The 16,273-nt window shown below is 60.9% G+C and carries 19 protein-coding genes and 1 pseudogene; 15 read left to right on the top strand and 5 right to left on the bottom strand.

The window, feature by feature from the left end; genetic code table 11:
* Positions 1 to 70: 70 nt before the first annotated feature.
* Positions 71 to 586 carry a GNAT family N-acetyltransferase gene (locus EFR00_RS23085; protein WP_077994807.1) on the top strand — a complete coding sequence of 172 codons (516 nt, stop codon included), beginning with the start codon at positions 71 to 73 and terminating at the stop codon, positions 584 to 586.
* 187 nt (positions 587 to 773) lie between these two features.
* Positions 774 to 1,475 carry a pentapeptide repeat-containing protein gene (locus EFR00_RS23080; protein ID WP_038692370.1) on the top strand — a complete coding sequence of 234 codons (702 nt, stop codon included), beginning with the start codon at positions 774 to 776 and terminating at the stop codon, positions 1,473 to 1,475.
* 57 nt (positions 1,476 to 1,532) lie between these two features.
* Here the strand turns inward: EFR00_RS23080 and EFR00_RS23075 are convergent, their stop codons facing one another.
* Positions 1,533 to 1,805 carry an usg protein gene (locus tag EFR00_RS23075; RefSeq protein ID WP_010044618.1) on the bottom strand — a complete coding sequence of 91 codons (273 nt, stop codon included), beginning with the start codon at positions 1,803 to 1,805 and terminating at the stop codon, positions 1,533 to 1,535.
* Between the two features lie 280 nt (positions 1,806 to 2,085).
* Between EFR00_RS23075 and groES the strand changes: the two genes are divergently transcribed.
* From groES to EFR00_RS23050, 5 genes are all read left to right on the top strand, one after another.
* Positions 2,086 to 2,400, top strand: a complete 315-nt coding sequence (gene groES, locus EFR00_RS23070; protein ID WP_009985402.1) for a co-chaperone GroES — start codon at positions 2,086 to 2,088, stop codon at positions 2,398 to 2,400.
* A 51-nt stretch (positions 2,401 to 2,451) separates the two neighbouring features.
* The gene (gene groL, locus EFR00_RS23065) at positions 2,452 to 4,080 is read left to right on the top strand and encodes a chaperonin GroEL (protein WP_077994808.1); all 1,629 of its coding nucleotides are present in this window, start codon (positions 2,452 to 2,454) and stop codon (positions 4,078 to 4,080) included.
* A gap of 94 nt (positions 4,081 to 4,174) precedes the next feature.
* Complete coding sequence (locus tag EFR00_RS23060) at positions 4,175 to 4,609, top strand: hypothetical protein (RefSeq protein ID WP_077994809.1); 435 nt, start codon at positions 4,175 to 4,177, stop codon at positions 4,607 to 4,609.
* Positions 4,610 to 4,685: 76 nt separating this feature from the next.
* Complete coding sequence (locus EFR00_RS23055) at positions 4,686 to 5,780, top strand: glycosyltransferase family 4 protein (RefSeq protein WP_077994810.1); 1,095 nt, start codon at positions 4,686 to 4,688, stop codon at positions 5,778 to 5,780.
* 15 nt (positions 5,781 to 5,795) lie between these two features.
* A complete protein-coding gene (locus EFR00_RS23050; RefSeq protein WP_077994811.1) occupies positions 5,796 to 8,003 on the top strand; it encodes an amylo-alpha-1,6-glucosidase in 2,208 nt (735 codons plus the stop codon).
* Between the two features lie 36 nt (positions 8,004 to 8,039).
* Here the strand turns inward: EFR00_RS23050 and EFR00_RS23045 are convergent, their stop codons facing one another.
* Positions 8,040 to 8,261 carry a hypothetical protein gene (locus EFR00_RS23045; protein WP_009995636.1) on the bottom strand — a complete coding sequence of 74 codons (222 nt, stop codon included), beginning with the start codon at positions 8,259 to 8,261 and terminating at the stop codon, positions 8,040 to 8,042.
* 214 nt (positions 8,262 to 8,475) lie between these two features.
* Between EFR00_RS23045 and EFR00_RS23040 the strand changes: the two genes are divergently transcribed.
* The 6 genes from EFR00_RS23040 (at position 8,476) to EFR00_RS23015 (ending at position 12,252) form a co-directional block, all read left to right on the top strand.
* Positions 8,476 to 8,952: an Hsp20 family protein gene (locus EFR00_RS23040; protein ID WP_009995635.1), complete on the top strand. Its 477-nt coding sequence runs from the start codon at positions 8,476 to 8,478 to the stop codon at positions 8,950 to 8,952.
* Positions 8,953 to 9,040: 88 nt separating this feature from the next.
* Positions 9,041 to 9,550, top strand: coding sequence for an Hsp20/alpha crystallin family protein (locus tag EFR00_RS23035; protein WP_077994812.1), 510 nt, complete (start codon positions 9,041 to 9,043; stop codon positions 9,548 to 9,550).
* 66 nt (positions 9,551 to 9,616) lie between these two features.
* Positions 9,617 to 10,060 carry an NADH dehydrogenase ubiquinone Fe-S protein 4 gene (locus tag EFR00_RS23030; protein WP_077994813.1) on the top strand — a complete coding sequence of 148 codons (444 nt, stop codon included), beginning with the start codon at positions 9,617 to 9,619 and terminating at the stop codon, positions 10,058 to 10,060.
* Between the two features lie 9 nt (positions 10,061 to 10,069).
* The gene (locus tag EFR00_RS23025) at positions 10,070 to 10,417 is read left to right on the top strand and encodes a DNA-directed RNA polymerase subunit omega (protein WP_125461965.1); all 348 of its coding nucleotides are present in this window, start codon (positions 10,070 to 10,072) and stop codon (positions 10,415 to 10,417) included.
* Positions 10,411 to 10,776: an SPW repeat protein gene (locus EFR00_RS23020; RefSeq protein WP_009992872.1), complete on the top strand. Its 366-nt coding sequence runs from the start codon at positions 10,411 to 10,413 to the stop codon at positions 10,774 to 10,776. The genes EFR00_RS23025 and EFR00_RS23020 overlap by 7 nt, the downstream gene beginning before the upstream one ends.
* Positions 10,777 to 10,872: 96 nt before the next feature.
* Entirely contained in the window at positions 10,873 to 12,252 is a 1,380-nt protein-coding gene (locus EFR00_RS23015) for a DegQ family serine endoprotease (protein WP_077994814.1), read from the top strand.
* A gap of 109 nt (positions 12,253 to 12,361) precedes the next feature.
* Here the strand turns inward: EFR00_RS23015 and EFR00_RS23010 are convergent.
* The 3 genes and pseudogenes from EFR00_RS23010 to msrB all read right to left on the bottom strand — a co-directional run bounded on the left by EFR00_RS23010 (position 12,362) and on the right by msrB (position 13,373).
* Positions 12,362 to 12,659: pseudogene (locus tag EFR00_RS23010) on the bottom strand (DUF982 domain-containing protein).
* 14 nt (positions 12,660 to 12,673) lie between these two features.
* Complete coding sequence (locus EFR00_RS23005; RefSeq protein ID WP_077994815.1) at positions 12,674 to 12,907, bottom strand: GNAT family protein; 234 nt, start codon at positions 12,905 to 12,907, stop codon at positions 12,674 to 12,676.
* A 52-nt stretch (positions 12,908 to 12,959) separates the two neighbouring features.
* Positions 12,960 to 13,373: a peptide-methionine (R)-S-oxide reductase MsrB gene (gene msrB / locus EFR00_RS23000; RefSeq protein WP_008528859.1), complete on the bottom strand. Its 414-nt coding sequence runs from the start codon at positions 13,371 to 13,373 to the stop codon at positions 12,960 to 12,962.
* 188 nt (positions 13,374 to 13,561) lie between these two features.
* On the opposite strand from msrB, the gene EFR00_RS22995 reads away from it, so the two are divergent.
* Together EFR00_RS22995 and EFR00_RS22990 are read left to right on the top strand one after the other, a co-directional pair.
* Positions 13,562 to 13,777: a hypothetical protein gene (locus EFR00_RS22995; protein ID WP_010056887.1), complete on the top strand. Its 216-nt coding sequence runs from the start codon at positions 13,562 to 13,564 to the stop codon at positions 13,775 to 13,777.
* Positions 13,778 to 13,904: 127 nt separating this feature from the next.
* Positions 13,905 to 16,271: a putative monovalent cation/H+ antiporter subunit A gene (locus EFR00_RS22990; RefSeq protein WP_077994816.1), complete on the top strand. Its 2,367-nt coding sequence runs from the start codon at positions 13,905 to 13,907 to the stop codon at positions 16,269 to 16,271.
* Positions 16,272 to 16,273: the final 2 nt, after the last annotated feature.

The following is a 16,273-nucleotide window of genomic DNA, read 5'->3' as shown; positions in this document are numbered from 1 at the left end:
TCCACTGCCGTTTACATCTTCTGAACCGCGGCGTATGCCACCCCAGATAGCCAATCAAACCGGACCAACCATGACAGACACCGTCCTCATTCGCGACGCTACCGAAGCCGATCTTCCCGCCATCCGCGAGATTTACAATCACGCCGTGGAGCACACGACGGCGATCTGGAACGAGACGCTCGTCGATCTCGAAAACCGGCGGGAATGGCTGAGGGCGCGCAAGGGGCGCGGCTTTCCCGTCATCGTCGCCGAAATGTCGGGCAAGGTCGCGGGCTACGCCTCCTACGGCGATTGGCGCGCCTTTGACGGCTACCGCCATACGGTCGAACATTCCGTCTATGTCGACAAGGATTGCCGCGGCGCCGGTATCGGCGAGACCCTGATGCGCGAATTGATCGCGCGTGCCGCCGCCGGCAATGTCCACGTGATGATCGCCGGCATCGAGGCTGAGAACACCGCCTCGATCCGGCTGCACGAGAAGCTCGGCTTCCGCATCGCCGGCAGATTTTCCGAGGTCGGCACCAAGTTCGGCCGCTGGCTGGATCTCACCTGCATGGAGCTTCGTCTGCCCTCCAAAACGGATTGACCGCTTGGCTTGGAAGACCGGATGGCCGCTTGCCCGGGCAAAGCGGATGAACGCTTCGGACGGAGTGACCCCGCAAATCATTGCCGGCGCGTTCGCCATCTTTTTATTGTATTCTGAGCTGTGTAGAAATGGGAGCGCCTGCTTCGCGAGAGGCGGCGTGATAAGCGTCATGGAGATCAACAGTTCAATGGCAATGCATCGATCGGCGCTCGGCCTCCTTGCCTTCCTTCTTCTCGCCGCCGCTCCGATCTCTACGCGCGCTGCCGATTGCGGCAGCACGGCCTCGCCGAAGCTCGACTGGCAGGAATGCTCGAAGAAAAACCTGATGCTGCAGGGCAGTGATCTCGAAGGCGCCAATCTCTTCAGCACCGATTTCTCGCTGACCGATCTCAGTGGTGCGAATTTCAAATCCGCCAATCTGGAGAAGGCGACTTTGGTGCGTGCCTCGCTCGAAGGCTCACATGCCGAAGGGGCCAACTTCGCCAAGGTCGAGGCCTATCGCGCCAGTTTCGCGAATATTGCCGCCGAAGGCGCTTCCTTCGCCGGCGCTGAGCTGCAGCGCGCCAATTTCGGCGGCGCCCGGCTCGCCGGCGTGAGCTTCGAAAAGGCCGAACTCGGCCGCGCCGATTTCGACAAAGCAGTGCTGACGGGGGTGAAATTCTCCTTCGCCAATCTCTCCCGCGCCGATCTCTCCAACGCCACCTTCGAAGGCCCGGCGACATTCGAGCGCGCCTTCATGTTCCTGACCCGCATCGAGGGCCTCGACCTCTCGGCTGCCGCCGGGCTCGAACAGGCGCAGATCGAGCTCGCCTGCGGCGATGCCTCGACCAAGCTGCCGCCCGGCCTCTCGGCGCCGGCAACCTGGCCATGCCCTGCAGAGCACGAGTGATCGGTCGGGTTTCGCAGGATCGCGCGGCCGGATTATCGACTGCGATGGATGCCGGAGCTAGTGGAGCTTGAACTCGCCCATGACGCGGCGCCATTCGTTAGGTCCGATCAGTTGCTGATGGGTGTAGCGAACGGAGTGTAGCGGCCCGTCGAGCGTCGACTGCCAGAAATCGAGAAACTTGTGCATTTCCGGAAAGTCCGGGGCGAGGTCGTAATCCTGCCAGACATAGGTCTGCAGCACGGATTCAAAATCAGGAATGCGATAGAGGATATGCGCGGTGGTCAGTCCATAGCCGTTCAGCTGACGCTCCAGATCTGATGAAAATTGCATGCTTCATCTCCGTTTCATGACGCTCGAAAGGTGGCGCAAAATTTTGCGGCCATCAACGGATTTCTGAACGCGCCCACCCTGTTTATTGTTCCTTTACAGGATGTTAGCAGCCACTTCGAGTGAGTGCTAATTTTTTTACGGCGCCCTCTTGAAATGGGAAAAGCGCAAAACCAGATCATTGCGCGCAGAACGCTCGATCGAGGTTTTGCACCCGCCCGGACTGGTCATCCGGTCCGGCCAGGGGAACAACATCATTATTGTTTGTCCATTGGAGGAAAACATGTCGTTCCGACCGCTTCATGATCGCATTCTCGTCCGCCGCGTCGATTCCGAGGAAAAGACCAAGGGCGGCATCATCATACCCGATACCGCCAAGGAAAAGCCGCAGGAAGGCGAGGTCATCGCCGTCGGCCCCGGTGCGCGCGATGATGCTGGTCAGGTCCAGCCGCTCGACGTTAAGGTCGGCGACCGCATCCTGTTCGGCAAGTGGTCCGGCACCGAGATCAAGATCAACGGCGAAGACCTGCTGATCATGAAGGAAAGCGATGTCATGGGCATCATCGAGGCCCGGGCCGCCGAAAAGATCGCCGCCTGAGGCGATTTCCGCGCATTAGTCAAAAAAGCTGCCTATTGAAGGAGTTACAGAATGGCTGCGAAAGAAGTCAAATTTCATAGCGATGCCCGTGAACGCATGCTGCGTGGGGTCGATGTATTGGCCAATGCGGTGAAAGTAACGCTCGGCCCGAAGGGCCGCAACGTTGTGATCGACAAGTCCTTCGGCGCGCCGCGCATCACCAAGGACGGCGTTTCGGTCGCCAAGGAAATCGAACTTGAAGACAAGTTCGAAAACATGGGTGCCCAGATGCTGCGTGAAGTAGCATCCAAGACGAATGATCTCGCCGGCGACGGTACCACGACGGCGACCGTTCTTGCCCAGGCGATCGTCAAGGAGGGCGCAAAGGCGGTTGCCTCCGGCATGAACCCGATGGATCTGAAGCGCGGCATCGATCTTGCCGTCGACGCGGTGGTCGCGGAATTGAAGGCTAACGCCCGCAAGATCTCCAACAATTCCGAAATTGCCCAGGTCGGTACTATTTCAGCCAACGGTGATTCCGAGATCGGCCGCTATCTCGCCGAAGCGATGGAAAAGGTCGGCAACGAAGGCGTCATCACGGTCGAAGAGGCCAAGACCGCCGAAACCGAACTCGAAGTCGTCGAAGGCATGCAGTTCGACCGCGGCTACCTCAGCCCCTACTTCGTCACCAACCAGGACAAGATGCGGGTCGAGCTCGAGGATCCCTATATCCTGATCCATGAGAAGAAGCTGTCGAACCTGCAGTCGATGCTGCCGGTTCTCGAAGCTGTCGTTCAGTCCGGCAAGCCGCTCCTCATCATCGCTGAAGATGTCGAAGGCGAAGCCCTTGCAACGCTCGTCGTCAACAAGCTCCGCGGCGGCCTGAAGATCGCTGCCGTCAAGGCCCCCGGCTTCGGCGACCGCCGCAAGGCCATGCTCGAAGACATCGCCATCTTGACCGGCGGCACCGTCATCTCCGAAGACCTCGGCATCAAGCTCGAGAATGTGACGCTCAACATGCTTGGCCGGGCCAAGAAGGTGGCGATCGAGAAGGAAAACACCACCATCATCGATGGTGCCGGTTCGAAGGCGGAACTTGACGGTCGCACCGCTCAGATCCGCGCCCAGATCGAAGAGACCACCTCCGACTACGATCGCGAGAAGCTGCAGGAACGTCTTGCCAAGCTCGCCGGTGGCGTTGCCGTCATCCGGGTCGGCGGCTCGACGGAAGTCGAAGTGAAGGAAAAGAAGGACCGCGTCGACGATGCGCTGCATGCAACCCGCGCGGCGGTCGAAGAAGGCATTCTGCCCGGCGGCGGCGTGGCATTGCTGCGCGCGGTCAAGGCGCTCGACGCTATCAAGACCGCCAATGATGACCAGCGCGTCGGCGTCGACATCGTTCGTCGTGCAATCGAGGCGCCGGTTCGCCAGATCGCCGAAAACGCCGGCGCGGAAGGTTCGATCATCGTCGGCAAGCTGCGGGAGAAGAGCGAATTCGCTTACGGCTGGAACGCCCAGACCGGCGAATATGGCGATCTCTACGCGCAGGGCGTCATCGATCCGGCCAAGGTCGTTCGCACCGCACTACAGGATGCCGCCTCCGTGGCCGGCCTGCTGGTGACGACGGAAGCGATGATCGCCGAGAAGCCGAAGAAAGACGCCGCACCGGCAATGCCGGCCGGCGCCGGCATGGACTTCTAAGCGATCGCCTGGCCCGTCCTGCCCTCGGGGCGGGCCTCGCCACCAAAATGAGAATGCATGAAGTTCCATCGGTCAACATCAGTGGAGCCAAGCCATGAGAAAGGAAAGCACCAGCAATTCCATCGAGCAGCAAGCCAGGGCAGCGATCAGCGCGGCGCATCTGCTTCATCCAGCGAAACATTTCAGTCACCCGCGTGACGTGCTGACCGCCACCGACATCAGCAATGACGAAAAGCGGGCCATTCTCGCCTCCTGGGCATCCGATATCTTCGCCATCGAATCCATACCTGCTCTTCGCCTTTATCCCGGGGCGGAAAGAGCCGTCTCCTATGACGAGATCCTTGAAGCGCTGAAGACGCTGGATAAGGGTGATCAGCAATCCGGGGAGCAGGGTTCGTCCGCTCCCTCTGGGGCCCGCAGGGCCCGTCGCCACAGGCTGGCGGCACGCCGGCTGCCGCGGCTCGGCTTTTGCAGCTATTCGAGAGGAGGACGGCGTTACCAGCCATTTGAGAGCTGCCCCTCCAGCTGACCTGACGCGTGCTCCCTTGAGGACGCAGGCATGATTTTTGCCGACGACTCTTTGCTCAACTGAGGAGGTTTTGCCAATGAAGATCGCTCAGATTGCACCGCTTGCCGAGAGCGTTCCGCCAAAGCTCTACGGCGGAACGGAGCGGATCGTCTCTTATCTTACTGAAGAACTCGCAGGCCAGGGGCACGAGGTCACGCTGTTTGCCAGCGGCGATTCCGTCACCCGCGCGAGACTGCTGCCGTGTGCGAACGTCGCACTTCGGTTGAATCCGACGGTCAAGGACCATCTGCCGCATCAGGTCGTGATGCTGGAGGAGATCCGTCAGCGCGCGCATGAGTTCGACGTGCTGCATTTCCACATCGATCTCGTGCATTTCCCGCTGATCCGCGATTTCGCCGATCGCACGGTTACCACACTGCACGGACGGCTAGACCTGCCTGATCTCAAGCCGTTTTACACGGCGTTCCCGGACGTTCCGCTGGTGTCGATCTCCAATGATCAGCGCCGCCCGATGCCACCGGTCAACTGGCGCGGCACGGTCTATCACGGTTTGCCGGCCGATCTACTTCCCTTCACGGAGAATCCGAAGGGCAATTACCTTGCCTTCCTCGGGCGGATTTCTCCGGAAAAGCGCCCCGACCGCGCGATTCAGATTGCGGCAAAGGTCGGAATGCCGCTGAAGATCGCCGCCAAGATCGATAATGTTGACAGAGCCTATTGGGAAACCGTGATCGAGCCGATGGTAAAGAGCCATCCGCATGTGGAATACATCGGCGAGATCAATGAACACCAGAAGGCTGACTTCCTTGGCAATGCAGGCGCTCTGCTCTTCCCCATCGACTGGCCGGAACCCTTTGGACTGGTGATGATCGAGGCAATGGCCTGCGGCACGCCGGTGATCGCGTTCGGCTGCGGCTCGGTTCCCGAGGTCATTGACAATGGCGTCTCCGGCATTCTGGTCGACAGTGTCACCGAGGCGGCCGAGAACGTCGAATGGGCGCTCCGGCTGGATCGACGCAGAGTGCGGGGCGCATTCGAAAAGCGCTTCACTGCGGAGCGGATGGCGTTCGACTATCTCGACATCTATCGCAACTTGCCGGGTGTTCGCACCAAAGCGGCGCCAATCCGCCGGTCGAATGGTCAGGCGCCCGACCTGCAGGCTGTCGCCTGACGCCAAGGAGGAGACATGTCGAACATTTCTGCGGGCATCGACGCCGCCACTGCATCACTACGCCCGGCGGCGGTCGCCCAGTTCTTCATTCCGGCTGCCGCATCGCTGCAGGAGCGCCGGCCGCGTACCCTGAAGCACGGCGATACGTTCGCCGTCTTCGACTACAATGGCGACGCTCTATCCGGGCCTGGAAGCCCAGAAGGTCTTTACCACCGGGATACCCGTTATCTCTCGCATCTCTACCTGACGATCAATGGACAGCGGCCGATGCTTTTGTCGTCGACCCTTCGAGATGACAACGCCACGCTGACTTGCGACCTCACCAATCCTGACCTGTTCGATGACAGGGGAAAGCTGGTCATGGGACATGACCTGATTCACCTGCGCAGGTCACGGTTTCTGTGGAATGACCGCTGTTATGAGCGGGTGGCTGTGCGGAATTATGACGAACGGCGCCAACATGTCCGCATCCAGATCGCGTTCCAGGCGGATTTCGCCGATCTTTTCGAAGTCCGCGGAACGGCAAGAGCAAAGAGAGGCCGCGATCTTCCCGCCGTAATCGAGCCGGCTTGCATCCTCCTTTCCTATATCGGCCTGGACGATCGCAAGCGGTCGACGCGACTTTCCTTTGTACCTGAGCCCTCGGAAATCCGCAGCGATCTTGTGACCTACGATTTCGAGCTCGATCGGCACGAGTCCAGATCGCTCTTCATCACCATCGGCTGCGACCAGACCTCCGCCGATCAACCTGCCCATTATTCTTTCTTCCTGGCGCTGCGGGATGCACGCCGTGCGCTGCGCGCTTCTTCCTCGCGCGCGGCTTTAATTGCAACTTCCAACGAGATCTTCAACGAAGTTTCGCGGCGCAGCGTCTCCGACCTCTACATGTTGATGACCGACACGGCGGAAGGTCCCTATCCCTACGCTGGAATTCCCTGGTTCAGCACCGTCTTCGGCCGCGACGCTTTGATCACCGCGCATCAGACACTTTGGCTCGATCCGGAGATTGCGCGCGGGGTTCTGTGTCATCTGGCCGCCAACCAGGCGGCGAACGTCGATCCTGCCTCGGACGCCGAGCCGGGCAAGATCCTGCACGAAGTGCGTTACGGTGAAATGGCCGAGCTGGGCGAGGTTCCATTCCGGCGTTATTACGGCAGCGTCGACTCGACGCCGCTGTTCGTCATGCTGGCAGGCGATTATCTCAAACGAACCTCGGATCTTGCGACTATCGAACGTCTGATGCCGCATATCGAGGCAGCGCTGACATGGATCGACGAATACGGCGATCGCGATGGCGACGGCTTCGTCGAGTATGGTCGGCTGACCGAAGAGGGCCTGATCAATCAGGCATGGAAAGACAGCCACGACTCGGTGTTTCATGCCGATGGCACATTGGCCAGGGGGCCGATCGCGATCGCCGAAGTTCAGGCTTATGTCTATGGGGCTTGGCTAAGTGCCCTGGAAATCTTTCGGCGAATCGGTAAGCCGGAACGAGCGGCGAGCTTTCTCGCGCGGGCGGAAGCACTGCGCCGTGCCTTTGACATCAGTTTTTTCGACGAGGAACTCGGCACATATGTGCTGGCCCTGGACGGGGACAAACGACCTTGCCGGGTTCGATCGTCGAACGCCGGCCATGCCCTGTTCACCGGTATAGCTTATCCTGAACGGGCGGCACAGATTGCCCGCACTCTGATGAGTGCATCGTCCTTCTGCGGCTGGGGCATTCGCACCCTTCCCTCCACCGAAGCACGCTACAATCCTATGAGCTACCACAATGGTTCGGTCTGGCCGCACGACAATGCGATGATCGCCAGTGGCCTTGCCCGTTATGGCTATCGAACCGAAGCGGCGCGCATCTTCGAAGGGTTGTTCGCAGCCGCCAGCTATATCGAGCTTCGGCGGCTTCCCGAACTTCTTTGCGGCATGCCGCGTCAGCGGGCACGGGGGCCGACCTTTTATCCGGTTGCCTGCTCGCCTCAAGCATGGGCGGCTGCAGCGCCCCTGTCTTTGCTGCAATCCTGTCTCGGCCTCGGCTTCGACCCGGATGGCATGCAAATCAGCTTCAATCTGCCGCAACTTCCCTCGTTCCTCGACGAGGTGATCTTGCGGCACCTGTGGATCGGCAGTGGTTCGGCTGACGTCGCCATCCGGGGGTCGGGACGGCAGGTCGTGGTCGATGTCATCGATCGTCGGGGCAACGTTCAGGTGCTCACCACCGCATGACGAAGCACGGTCTGGAGTAGGCGGGTCCCCGCCTCTCTAATCCTCTTCCTCTTCATCCGCCCTCAGCAGGTCGATCAGCGCAGCAATCCGGCCGGTCGGCAGAGGTCGGCCTTCGCCCATTAGCGCCTCATCGTTGTTGGCCCAGGCAAATGCCTCGGCAAGTTCGGCCTGCGTTGCACCTGTTGCGATGACCTCGGCTACAAGCGTGCTGTCGGCAGGCCCAAGGACGGCGATGACGTCGCCTGAAGTCATTGTCATAGCCATTTCTCCTGGTTCAAGCTGCGCCCAGCATATGGTGCGCCTATAAATGAAATCAATTTTCCTCTGCGAAATTCCATCCCCTTGAAACGTTAAGCCGCTGAATTACATAAATATTGTCGATCGCTGAAGAGGGGTCGACAGAAGGTCCAGGAGACGCCGGTCGCTCTTGGCGTCTCCTTGTATCCATGTTGCTTATGAGGAGGATATGGCTATGAGGACAAACTCCGACTTCACGCCCCTGTTTCGCTCGAGCGTCGGCTTCGAACGAATGTTGAATGCGCTCGAGGCTGCACGCCGCGCCGAGACAGTCGACAACTGGCCGCCTTATGACATCGTCAAGACCGGCGAGGATGATTACCGCATCACCATGGCAGTGGCGGGCTTCTCACAGGATGAATTGGCGCTCAGTCAAGAGGAGAACATGCTCGTCGTCTCCGGCCAGAAGGCGAATGGTGAAGATGTTCAGTATCTGCATCGCGGCATTGCCACACGGCCGTTTCATCGCCGGTTCGAACTCGCCGACCACGTGAAGGTTGTGGATGCCGAGCTCGTCAATGGTCTGCTGACCATCGGTCTCAAGCGCGAAACACCGGAAGAGGTGAAGCCGCGCCAAATTGAGATCGCAACGGCTCAGGCGATGCCGAAGGCGGTACCGGAACAGATCGAAGCCGGCAAGCACGCGGCTTGAGCTCTGCCCCGGCAGCAGGCAGCCATCGGCCAGATGGCTGGCGCCATGTGGAGAGCTTGCCCAACAACCACCAGAAAGGAGTAAAACCATGAGTGTCCGTGACTTGATTCCCTGGGGTCGCACCAACGGCAACCAGGGTCCGAGTCTCCTTCGCGACGATGACCGCGATCCCTTCCTGTCGCTCCATCGCGAGGTCAATCGGCTGTTCGACGATGTTTTCCGCGGCTTCGGCTCCGGGCTACCGTCACTGCGTGGCGCCAGCGGCTTTGGTGCCGGCTGGCCGAGTGTCGAAATCTCCGATACCGACAAGGAAATCAAGGTGACGGCCGAAGTACCCGGCCTCGAGGAAAAGGACATCGAGGTCCTGCTCGATGACGGCGTTCTGACGCTGAAAGGTGAAAAGCGTTCGGAGACCGAAGACAAGGAGAAGCAGTTCTCGGAGCGCTACTACGGCCGCTTCGAGCGGCGCATCCCGCTCGGCACCGAGGTCAAGGAAGACCAGGTCGAGGCCACCTTCAAGAACGGCGTCCTGACCGTAAGCTTGCCAAAAACCGAAAAGGCTCAGTCACAGGTCAAGCGCATCGCCATCAGGAGCTGATCGAAACGAGCGCGGCGGCCGCCCCGCGGCCGCCGCTTGTCCTTGCCGGAATGGGGAGGATAAACGATGGAAACTGTTCATCAATCACAGAAGGAAAGCGAACCAAAGTCCTGCGGTCCCCGCGCCTCGAACAACAGTCGGCGCAGCCATCCTCTTGCGGGAAGATCACTGTTTCCAGAGAATGCCACTGCCCGCATCTTGAAACCGTCCTGCTCCGTGATGACGTTGGCAACCGCACCGACCAAGGGGTGGCGGCTTGTCTTCGATCGCTGCAGCGCTCCGTTCATCGAGCCTCTGCTGGGCTACACCGGCAGTGGTGAGACGCTGGTGCAGGTGGAGTTGAAATTTCCGACCCTCGAATCGGCCATTCGCTATGCGGAGCGGCAGGGTCTCGATTACTTCTTGCAACGACAGGCAGACACGGGCGCACAGCTGTCTCCGAGGCTGGTCGTGCCCGGACGAGAGGGCGGGAGACGGGGTCATGATCTGCCCGAACAAAAGGCAGCATGAGGTGCGCCCATGAACCCGCATGTCGTCGATTGCCACAAAATCCAGCTCGACAGGTTTGCTTTAACGGTTGCTGCGGCCGCGCGCGGTCGTTTCGGGCGTGGTGCGAAGCCGGTCCCCGAACTGCCCGAAAGCCCGACCGAGCTCGAATTTAAGGAGATCGCAGGCGACGCCTTTAGGAAGGGCGGACTGTTGTTCCTGGCGGGAATATCGGCAACAGCCCCACTTGCAGCTCCCCGCGCCACGATTTCCGAGGCTTGCGGTGACGGTGATCCACTGGCGCCGCAGCCGTCTCCTGTCCACAGGAGGCGGTCCATTGATGATCCAACCAAAACAAGAAGGAGAAATGACCGATGCTGAAGTCTCTGTCTTCTAACAACCGGACGGCTTTCGATATCGTCAATATCGTTGCCGGTCTTGGCCTCTTGATCTCACCCTGGCTGTTCGGCTTCGCCGCTGAAACTTCTGCAGCCTGGAATGCATGGATTGTCGGCGCTGCCATCACCGTGCTCGCCGTCGCGGCTCTCTATGCGTTTTATGAGGCGGAGGAGTGGGCGAACCTGGTGCTCGGCCTTTGGGCCCTGGTCGCTCCATGGATTCTTGGCTTTTCGGCCGCGACGGCAGCCATGTGGGCGCATGTGATTGCCGGCATTGTAGTCGCTGTCCTGGCCGCAGGCAGCATCTGGTTCAGTCATAACCATCCGCTGTCGGCCGCATGAGTCCGGTCTGAACGGGCTCGGGTGTCCGAGCCCGTTCTTTTGCCCGGTGCCAAGGACGATGTCGGAGTAGTAACCGTCAGATCCAAGGAGCAACCGATGTTTGATCCCTCCGCAAGACTCCACACGATTGCTGCTTCCGTAGCCATTGCCGCTGGAGCCGCGCTTTTCGCAGTCACACCGAGCGTTGCACAGACAGCAGGAGCGGCACCGTCGGCCACCTTGCCGACGCTGGCACCGATGCTGGAGCGTATCACGCCTGCCGTCGTCAATATTGCCGTCCTCTCGCGCTCCCCCTCCGAGAACAATCCGCTATTCAGCGATCCCTATTTCCGTCGGTATTTTAATCTGCCGGAGCAGCAGCAGAGAGCCAGAATGAGTGCCGGTTCGGGCGTCATCGTGGACGCCTCCAAGGGCTACGTCCTGACGAACTACCACGTCGTTGATGGGGGTACGGACATTTCAGTCACGCTCAAGGATGGCCGGCAACTCGCTGCGAAACTTGTCGGCAGTGACAAGGGTACCGACCTTGCTCTGCTCCAGGTCGATGCGCGGAACCTTACGGCCATTGAGATCGGAGACTCCGATGCTCTCAAGGTGGGGGACTACGTTGTCGCAATCGGTAACCCCTTCGGGCTCGGCCAGACGGTGACATCTGGTATCGTCAGTGCGCTCGGACGAAGCGGCTTGAACATCGAGGGCTACGAAGATTTCATCCAGACCGATGCCTCCATCAACCCGGGCAATTCAGGCGGTGCCCTGGTGACGCTAGATGGCAAGCTGGTCGGGATCAATACCGCGATTCTCAGTCCTGCGGGCGCCAATGTCGGCATCGGCTTTGCGGTGCCAACCACCATGGTCGTGTCGGTGATGAAGCAGCTGATCGCCCATGGCGAGGTACAGCGTGGCCGATTGGGCGTCGGCATCCAGGATATCACACCGGATCTGGCGGACGCGCTCGGTCTCGGTGACCTGCGCGGCGCGCTCGTCGCCAACGTCGAACCCGGCTCGGCCGCCGATCGGGCTGGACTGAAAACCGGCGATGTGGTGACCGCCGTGGACGGCAACGCGGTGCGTAGCGCGACTGACCTCAGGAACCGCATTGGCCTCACGCCAGTGGGCAGCGAGATTAGACTGACCGTGAAGCGCGGCAGCGAGCAGCGCGAGATTGAAGTCACCACCACGAGCGAAAGTCGCACCTCCTCTGGCCTCTCGGGGACACTGCTCGACGGTGCGATATTGCGGGACGCCTCGGCACCCGAATCCGGGGCAGCTGGAGCCTCGGGCGTCGTGATCGAGAGCGTGGCTGCTGACAGCCGAGCCGACCGCGCCGGCCTTCGTGCAGGCGACGTAATCGTCGCGGTCAACAGAACCCCAGTCTCCTCGGTTACAGAATTGCGTCGTACCATCAGCAAGGCGGCTGTAGCCGCCCTGGAACTATTGCGGGATGGCGCGCGCTTTCTTTTGGTCATCAGGTGAATGAGGGTGAGCGTCCCTCTCGTGATGTTAACGCGCTGGCCGGCCCGCTGAGTGTAGTGTTTCTACACCGCGGGCCAATCGCCGACGGGCGCTCATGCCCCGAAGATTTTCAACGAACGTGCGGTTCCTTGTTCCGCTGCGGAAGCGACGTCATCAAGGCTGCTCTCCGGCGCCAGCAGATCGTGTTTCTCAGCAAACGCGACGAACAGGCCGCGGGCGGTTTCCGCCTCGATTTCGCCGCGGAGTGCGGCGGTGCAGGCCTTGAGGGCAATAGAATGGGCGGGGTCTCTGAATGTCTCCGGCCATTCGGCAAGATGCCGATACGCCTCCATGACTGTTCGGACCTTCGCTGGAAATCCAAGGCCGACAAAAATAGTGACAGGCTGTTTGAACACATCGGGTTTCATCATTCGCTCCTTCCCTACCGCGATGTTGAACGAGCAATCTGCGCCAAGCGGCCTCCGAGCTGTGATCGGCGATAAGGCAGCGGCCTCTTAGGGGCGCTCGGCTTGCGGCAGATTAATTGGTTTTTGCGGGCTTTTAATTCAATAGGAACGAAGAAAAAATTGGCGCCTTTATCGCCGAAAATGCGGTGGAGAAAGGGCAGATCGGCAGGCGTGATTTCCCGCAGGGTCAGCCGGTCGGGCAGCGCCATCGGCCGCTCCTGCGTGCGGAATCCCCCTTGGCCGCTTTCAGAGCCGAACGCCTTATTTCCCGGGCTCGAACACCATGGCGTGGCCGTTGATGCAGTAGCGCAGGCCGGTGGGCGGCGGGCCGTCGGGGAAGACGTGGCCGAGATGGGCGTCGCAGGTGCCGCAGCGAATTTCGGTGCGCACCATGCCGTAGGTGGTATCGCGATGCTCGGTCACCGCATCGGGCGACACTGCTTCGAAATAGCTCGGCCAGCCGCAGCCGGCATCAAATTTCGTGTCGGAGCGGAAAAGCGGCGCGTTGCAGCCGACGCAGCGGTAAAGCCCGGTTTCGAAGGAATCCCAGTAGGGGCCGGTGAAGGCGCGTTCGGTACCGTGCTGGCGGGTGATGCGGTATTGCTCGGGCGTCAGCTGCTCTTTCCATTCCGCGTCGGTCTTATGGATCTTGGCGGTGGTTGCAGTTTCGGACATGACGTGCTCCTTTCGCCGAGGGGCGGTTCCGTCTTGCGAGGAAATGTGGTGCGCCGTCCTTGCTTCATCAAGCCTTCAGCGCCTGCGGTGACAATCGCGGCATGCAGCAGTTCAGGGAAGACGATTTCTTTTACATCCATTAAGGGTTTTCTGTTAGGGTTAATGTTACGTGCATTGAGGAAACATTGGTGTTTGAAGCGGCAATCGTCCTGCTCTACGGTCTCGTGGCCGCGGTCGCCATCGCGATCACGATGCTGGAAGGCTGGGCCAATCATGACGGCCTGACGTTCCATCGTCTTGCCGGGCTGGTCGCCTGCCTGCTCTGGCCGCTGGCGCTTGTGGCCTTCGTCTTGCACGGCTGCGCCGTCCGGTTGCTGACGCGTCTTTCCCGATCGATGGCCTGAGGGCTTGGAACTTTGCAGCGTGGTTTGGCTGCGACCGAAATCGCTTGAGACGCCTTGCCGTTTCGCCTAAGTCAGAAGACAAGCCGATTTGAGATCGGCTTTCCGTCTGGGCGGTAGAGGAGGAGACATGGCCGATGTCACGGCTCTGACATTTCTGGCCCTGTGTCTGCCGCTCGCCGGCGCTCTTGCCGCTCCCTTCGTCATCCGCTTTCTCGGCGCAAACGGTGCCTGGCTGCTGGCCGCCGCTCCGCTGTTCGCCTTCCTGCATTTTCTGCGCCTGCTTCCGCAGGTCGCACGCGGTCAGACCGTCACCGGCGGTTATGCCTGGGTGCCGAGCTACAACCTCTCCTTTTCCTGGTTCCTCGACGGGCTGTCGCTGGCCTTCGCGCTGCTGATCACCGGCATCGGCACGCTGATCGTGCTCTATGCCGGCGCCTACCTTAGGGGACACAAGGATCAGGGCCGCTTCTTCTCCTTCATCTTTCTCTTCATGGGCGCGATGCTCGGCATCGTGGTGTCCGACAGCTTCCTGATGTTCTTCGTGTTCTGGGAACTGACGTCGATTACCTCCTTCCTGCTGATCGGCTTCGATCACGAGCGCGAGGCGGCCCGTCGCGCCGCTCTGCAGGCGCTTGTCGTCACCGGCGGGGGAGGGCTGTGCCTGCTCGCCGGCCTGCTCATCCTCTGGAACATGTCGGGCGTCACGCAGATGTCGCAGCTGATCGTATCGGGCGATGTCCTGCGCGAAAGCCCGCTCTATCTCGCCGCTCTCATTCTGGTGCTCGGCGGCGCCTTTACCAAGTCGGCGCAGTTTCCCTTTCATTTCTGGCTGCCGAACGCCATGGAGGCGCCGACGCCGGTTTCGGCCTACCTGCATTCGGCCACCATGGTAAAAGCCGGCGTCTATCTACTGATGCGGCTCAACCCGGTCATGGGGGCAACGCCCGCCTGGGAAATCCTTCTACCATTCTTCGGCGGGCTCACCCTGGTGGTCGGCACGGCGCTCGCCATCCGCCAGACCGACCTGAAGCTCAAGCTCGCTCATACCACCGTCTCGTCGCTCGGCCTGCTCGTCATGCTGATCGGCTTCGGCTCGGACCACGCGGTGGAGGCGGCGGCGCTCTATCTGGTGGCGCATTCCCTCTTCAAGGGCGCGCTCTTCATGGTCGCCGGCATCATCGATCACGAAACCGGCACGCGCGACATCACCCGGCTCGGCGGCCTCAGGCGGGCGATGCCGCTGACATGGCTCATCGCCCTTGCCGCGGCCTTCTCCATGGCCGGTCTGCCGCCCTTCTTCGGCTTTCTCGCCAAGGAGGAGATCTATACGGCGCTCGCCGGCGGCGACATCCGCGCCATCACCTTCACAGCGATCGCCGTCTTCGGCAACGCGCTGATGTTTGCCGTCGCCTTTGCCGTGGCGCTGAAACCCTTCCTCGGCCAGAAGGTCGAGACGCCGAAATCCGCGCACGAGGCGCCCGTGCTGCTCTGGCTCGGTCCCGCCGCTCTCGCCGTCCTCGGCCTGGTGTCGGCGGTGTTCTCGACCTTCACCCATGCCGCTCTGTCTTCGCCGATCGCAGCCGCTATCCGCGGAACCCCGGTTGAAATCACCATTTCGCTGGCGCCGCATATCGGCCTGCCCCTGATCCTGTCGCTGCTGACCGTGTCGCTCGGAATCGGCGTCTACTGGCAGCTCGATCGCGCGCGGTTTTGGATGGCCGTTTTCCTGCGCGCCGCCGGGCGGGGGCCGGATCATGGCTTCGATCTTGCCGTATCGGCTCTTGTGCGCTTCTCCGCCCGCCTCATGCGTGTCGTCCAGCCGGGACGGCTTGAGATCTATGTCGCCTCCACGTTCCTCTGCCTCGCCGCCATCCTGATCGTTCCGCCCATCGTTTATGGTGAACTGCCGCGCTTTCCCGCCTGGCCCGCCGATGTCAGGCTGCATGAAGGGGCGGTCCTGCTGATCGCCGCTTTCGGCCTTGTCGCCGTGCTCATCGCCCGCGACCGACTGACGGCGATCGTCTCGCTCGGTATCCAGGGATTCGCCGTCGCCGTCATCTTCCTGCTGTTCGGGGCGCCGGACCTGTCATTTACGCAGTTCATGGTCGAAACGCTTTCGGTTGTCATCCTCGCCCTCGTCATGACAAGGCTCAAGCTTTCGCCGGCCGACCGGCGGCCGTTCGGCCGCAGGCTGTTCGACGGCGCACTGGCGCTCGTCTGCGGTCTCGGTTTTGCACTCTTGCTGCTGCGGGCGACGCAGGCACCGTTCAACAATGCGCTGACGGCCTTCTTCAACGCCTATTCAAAATCGATCGCCCACGGAGCCAATGTCGTCAACGTCATCATCGTCGACTTCCGCGGCACCGATACGCTCGGTGAGATCGCCGTCGTCGCGGTCACCGGCCTTGCCATCCTGGCGCTGATCCGCATCCGCGCCGGCACCGAGCGCAAGCTTGCCGCCAATGATCCGGATGCGGTGGGGGCAGGGGAATGATC

This window comes from Rhizobium sophoriradicis (assembly GCF_003939025.1).
Lineage (GTDB): Bacteria > Pseudomonadota > Alphaproteobacteria > Rhizobiales > Rhizobiaceae > Rhizobium > Rhizobium sophoriradicis.
This window is presented reverse-complemented; position numbering and strand designations above follow the sequence as displayed.

Coding starts and splice junctions, on each gene's coding strand:
- EFR00_RS23085 (WP_077994807.1), top strand. CDS start 71: ATGACAGACACCGTCCTCATTCGCGACGCTACCGAAGCCGATCTTCCC.
- EFR00_RS23080 (WP_038692370.1), top strand. CDS start 774: ATGGCAATGCATCGATCGGCGCTCGGCCTCCTTGCCTTCCTTCTTCTC.
- EFR00_RS23075 (WP_010044618.1), bottom strand. CDS start 1,805: ATGCAATTTTCATCAGATCTGGAGCGTCAGCTGAACGGCTATGGACTG.
- groES (WP_009985402.1), top strand. CDS start 2,086: ATGTCGTTCCGACCGCTTCATGATCGCATTCTCGTCCGCCGCGTCGAT.
- groL (WP_077994808.1), top strand. CDS start 2,452: ATGGCTGCGAAAGAAGTCAAATTTCATAGCGATGCCCGTGAACGCATG.
- EFR00_RS23060 (WP_077994809.1), top strand. CDS start 4,175: ATGAGAAAGGAAAGCACCAGCAATTCCATCGAGCAGCAAGCCAGGGCA.
- EFR00_RS23055 (WP_077994810.1), top strand. CDS start 4,686: ATGAAGATCGCTCAGATTGCACCGCTTGCCGAGAGCGTTCCGCCAAAG.
- EFR00_RS23050 (WP_077994811.1), top strand. CDS start 5,796: ATGTCGAACATTTCTGCGGGCATCGACGCCGCCACTGCATCACTACGC.
- EFR00_RS23045 (WP_009995636.1), bottom strand. CDS start 8,261: ATGACAATGACTTCAGGCGACGTCATCGCCGTCCTTGGGCCTGCCGAC.
- EFR00_RS23040 (WP_009995635.1), top strand. CDS start 8,476: ATGAGGACAAACTCCGACTTCACGCCCCTGTTTCGCTCGAGCGTCGGC.
- EFR00_RS23035 (WP_077994812.1), top strand. CDS start 9,041: ATGAGTGTCCGTGACTTGATTCCCTGGGGTCGCACCAACGGCAACCAG.
- EFR00_RS23030 (WP_077994813.1), top strand. CDS start 9,617: ATGGAAACTGTTCATCAATCACAGAAGGAAAGCGAACCAAAGTCCTGC.
- EFR00_RS23025 (WP_125461965.1), top strand. CDS start 10,070: ATGAACCCGCATGTCGTCGATTGCCACAAAATCCAGCTCGACAGGTTT.
- EFR00_RS23020 (WP_009992872.1), top strand. CDS start 10,411: ATGCTGAAGTCTCTGTCTTCTAACAACCGGACGGCTTTCGATATCGTC.
- EFR00_RS23015 (WP_077994814.1), top strand. CDS start 10,873: ATGTTTGATCCCTCCGCAAGACTCCACACGATTGCTGCTTCCGTAGCC.
- EFR00_RS23005 (WP_077994815.1), bottom strand. CDS start 12,907: ATGGCGCTGCCCGACCGGCTGACCCTGCGGGAAATCACGCCTGCCGAT.
- msrB (WP_008528859.1), bottom strand. CDS start 13,373: ATGTCCGAAACTGCAACCACCGCCAAGATCCATAAGACCGACGCGGAA.
- EFR00_RS22990 (WP_077994816.1), top strand. CDS start 13,905: ATGGCCGATGTCACGGCTCTGACATTTCTGGCCCTGTGTCTGCCGCTC.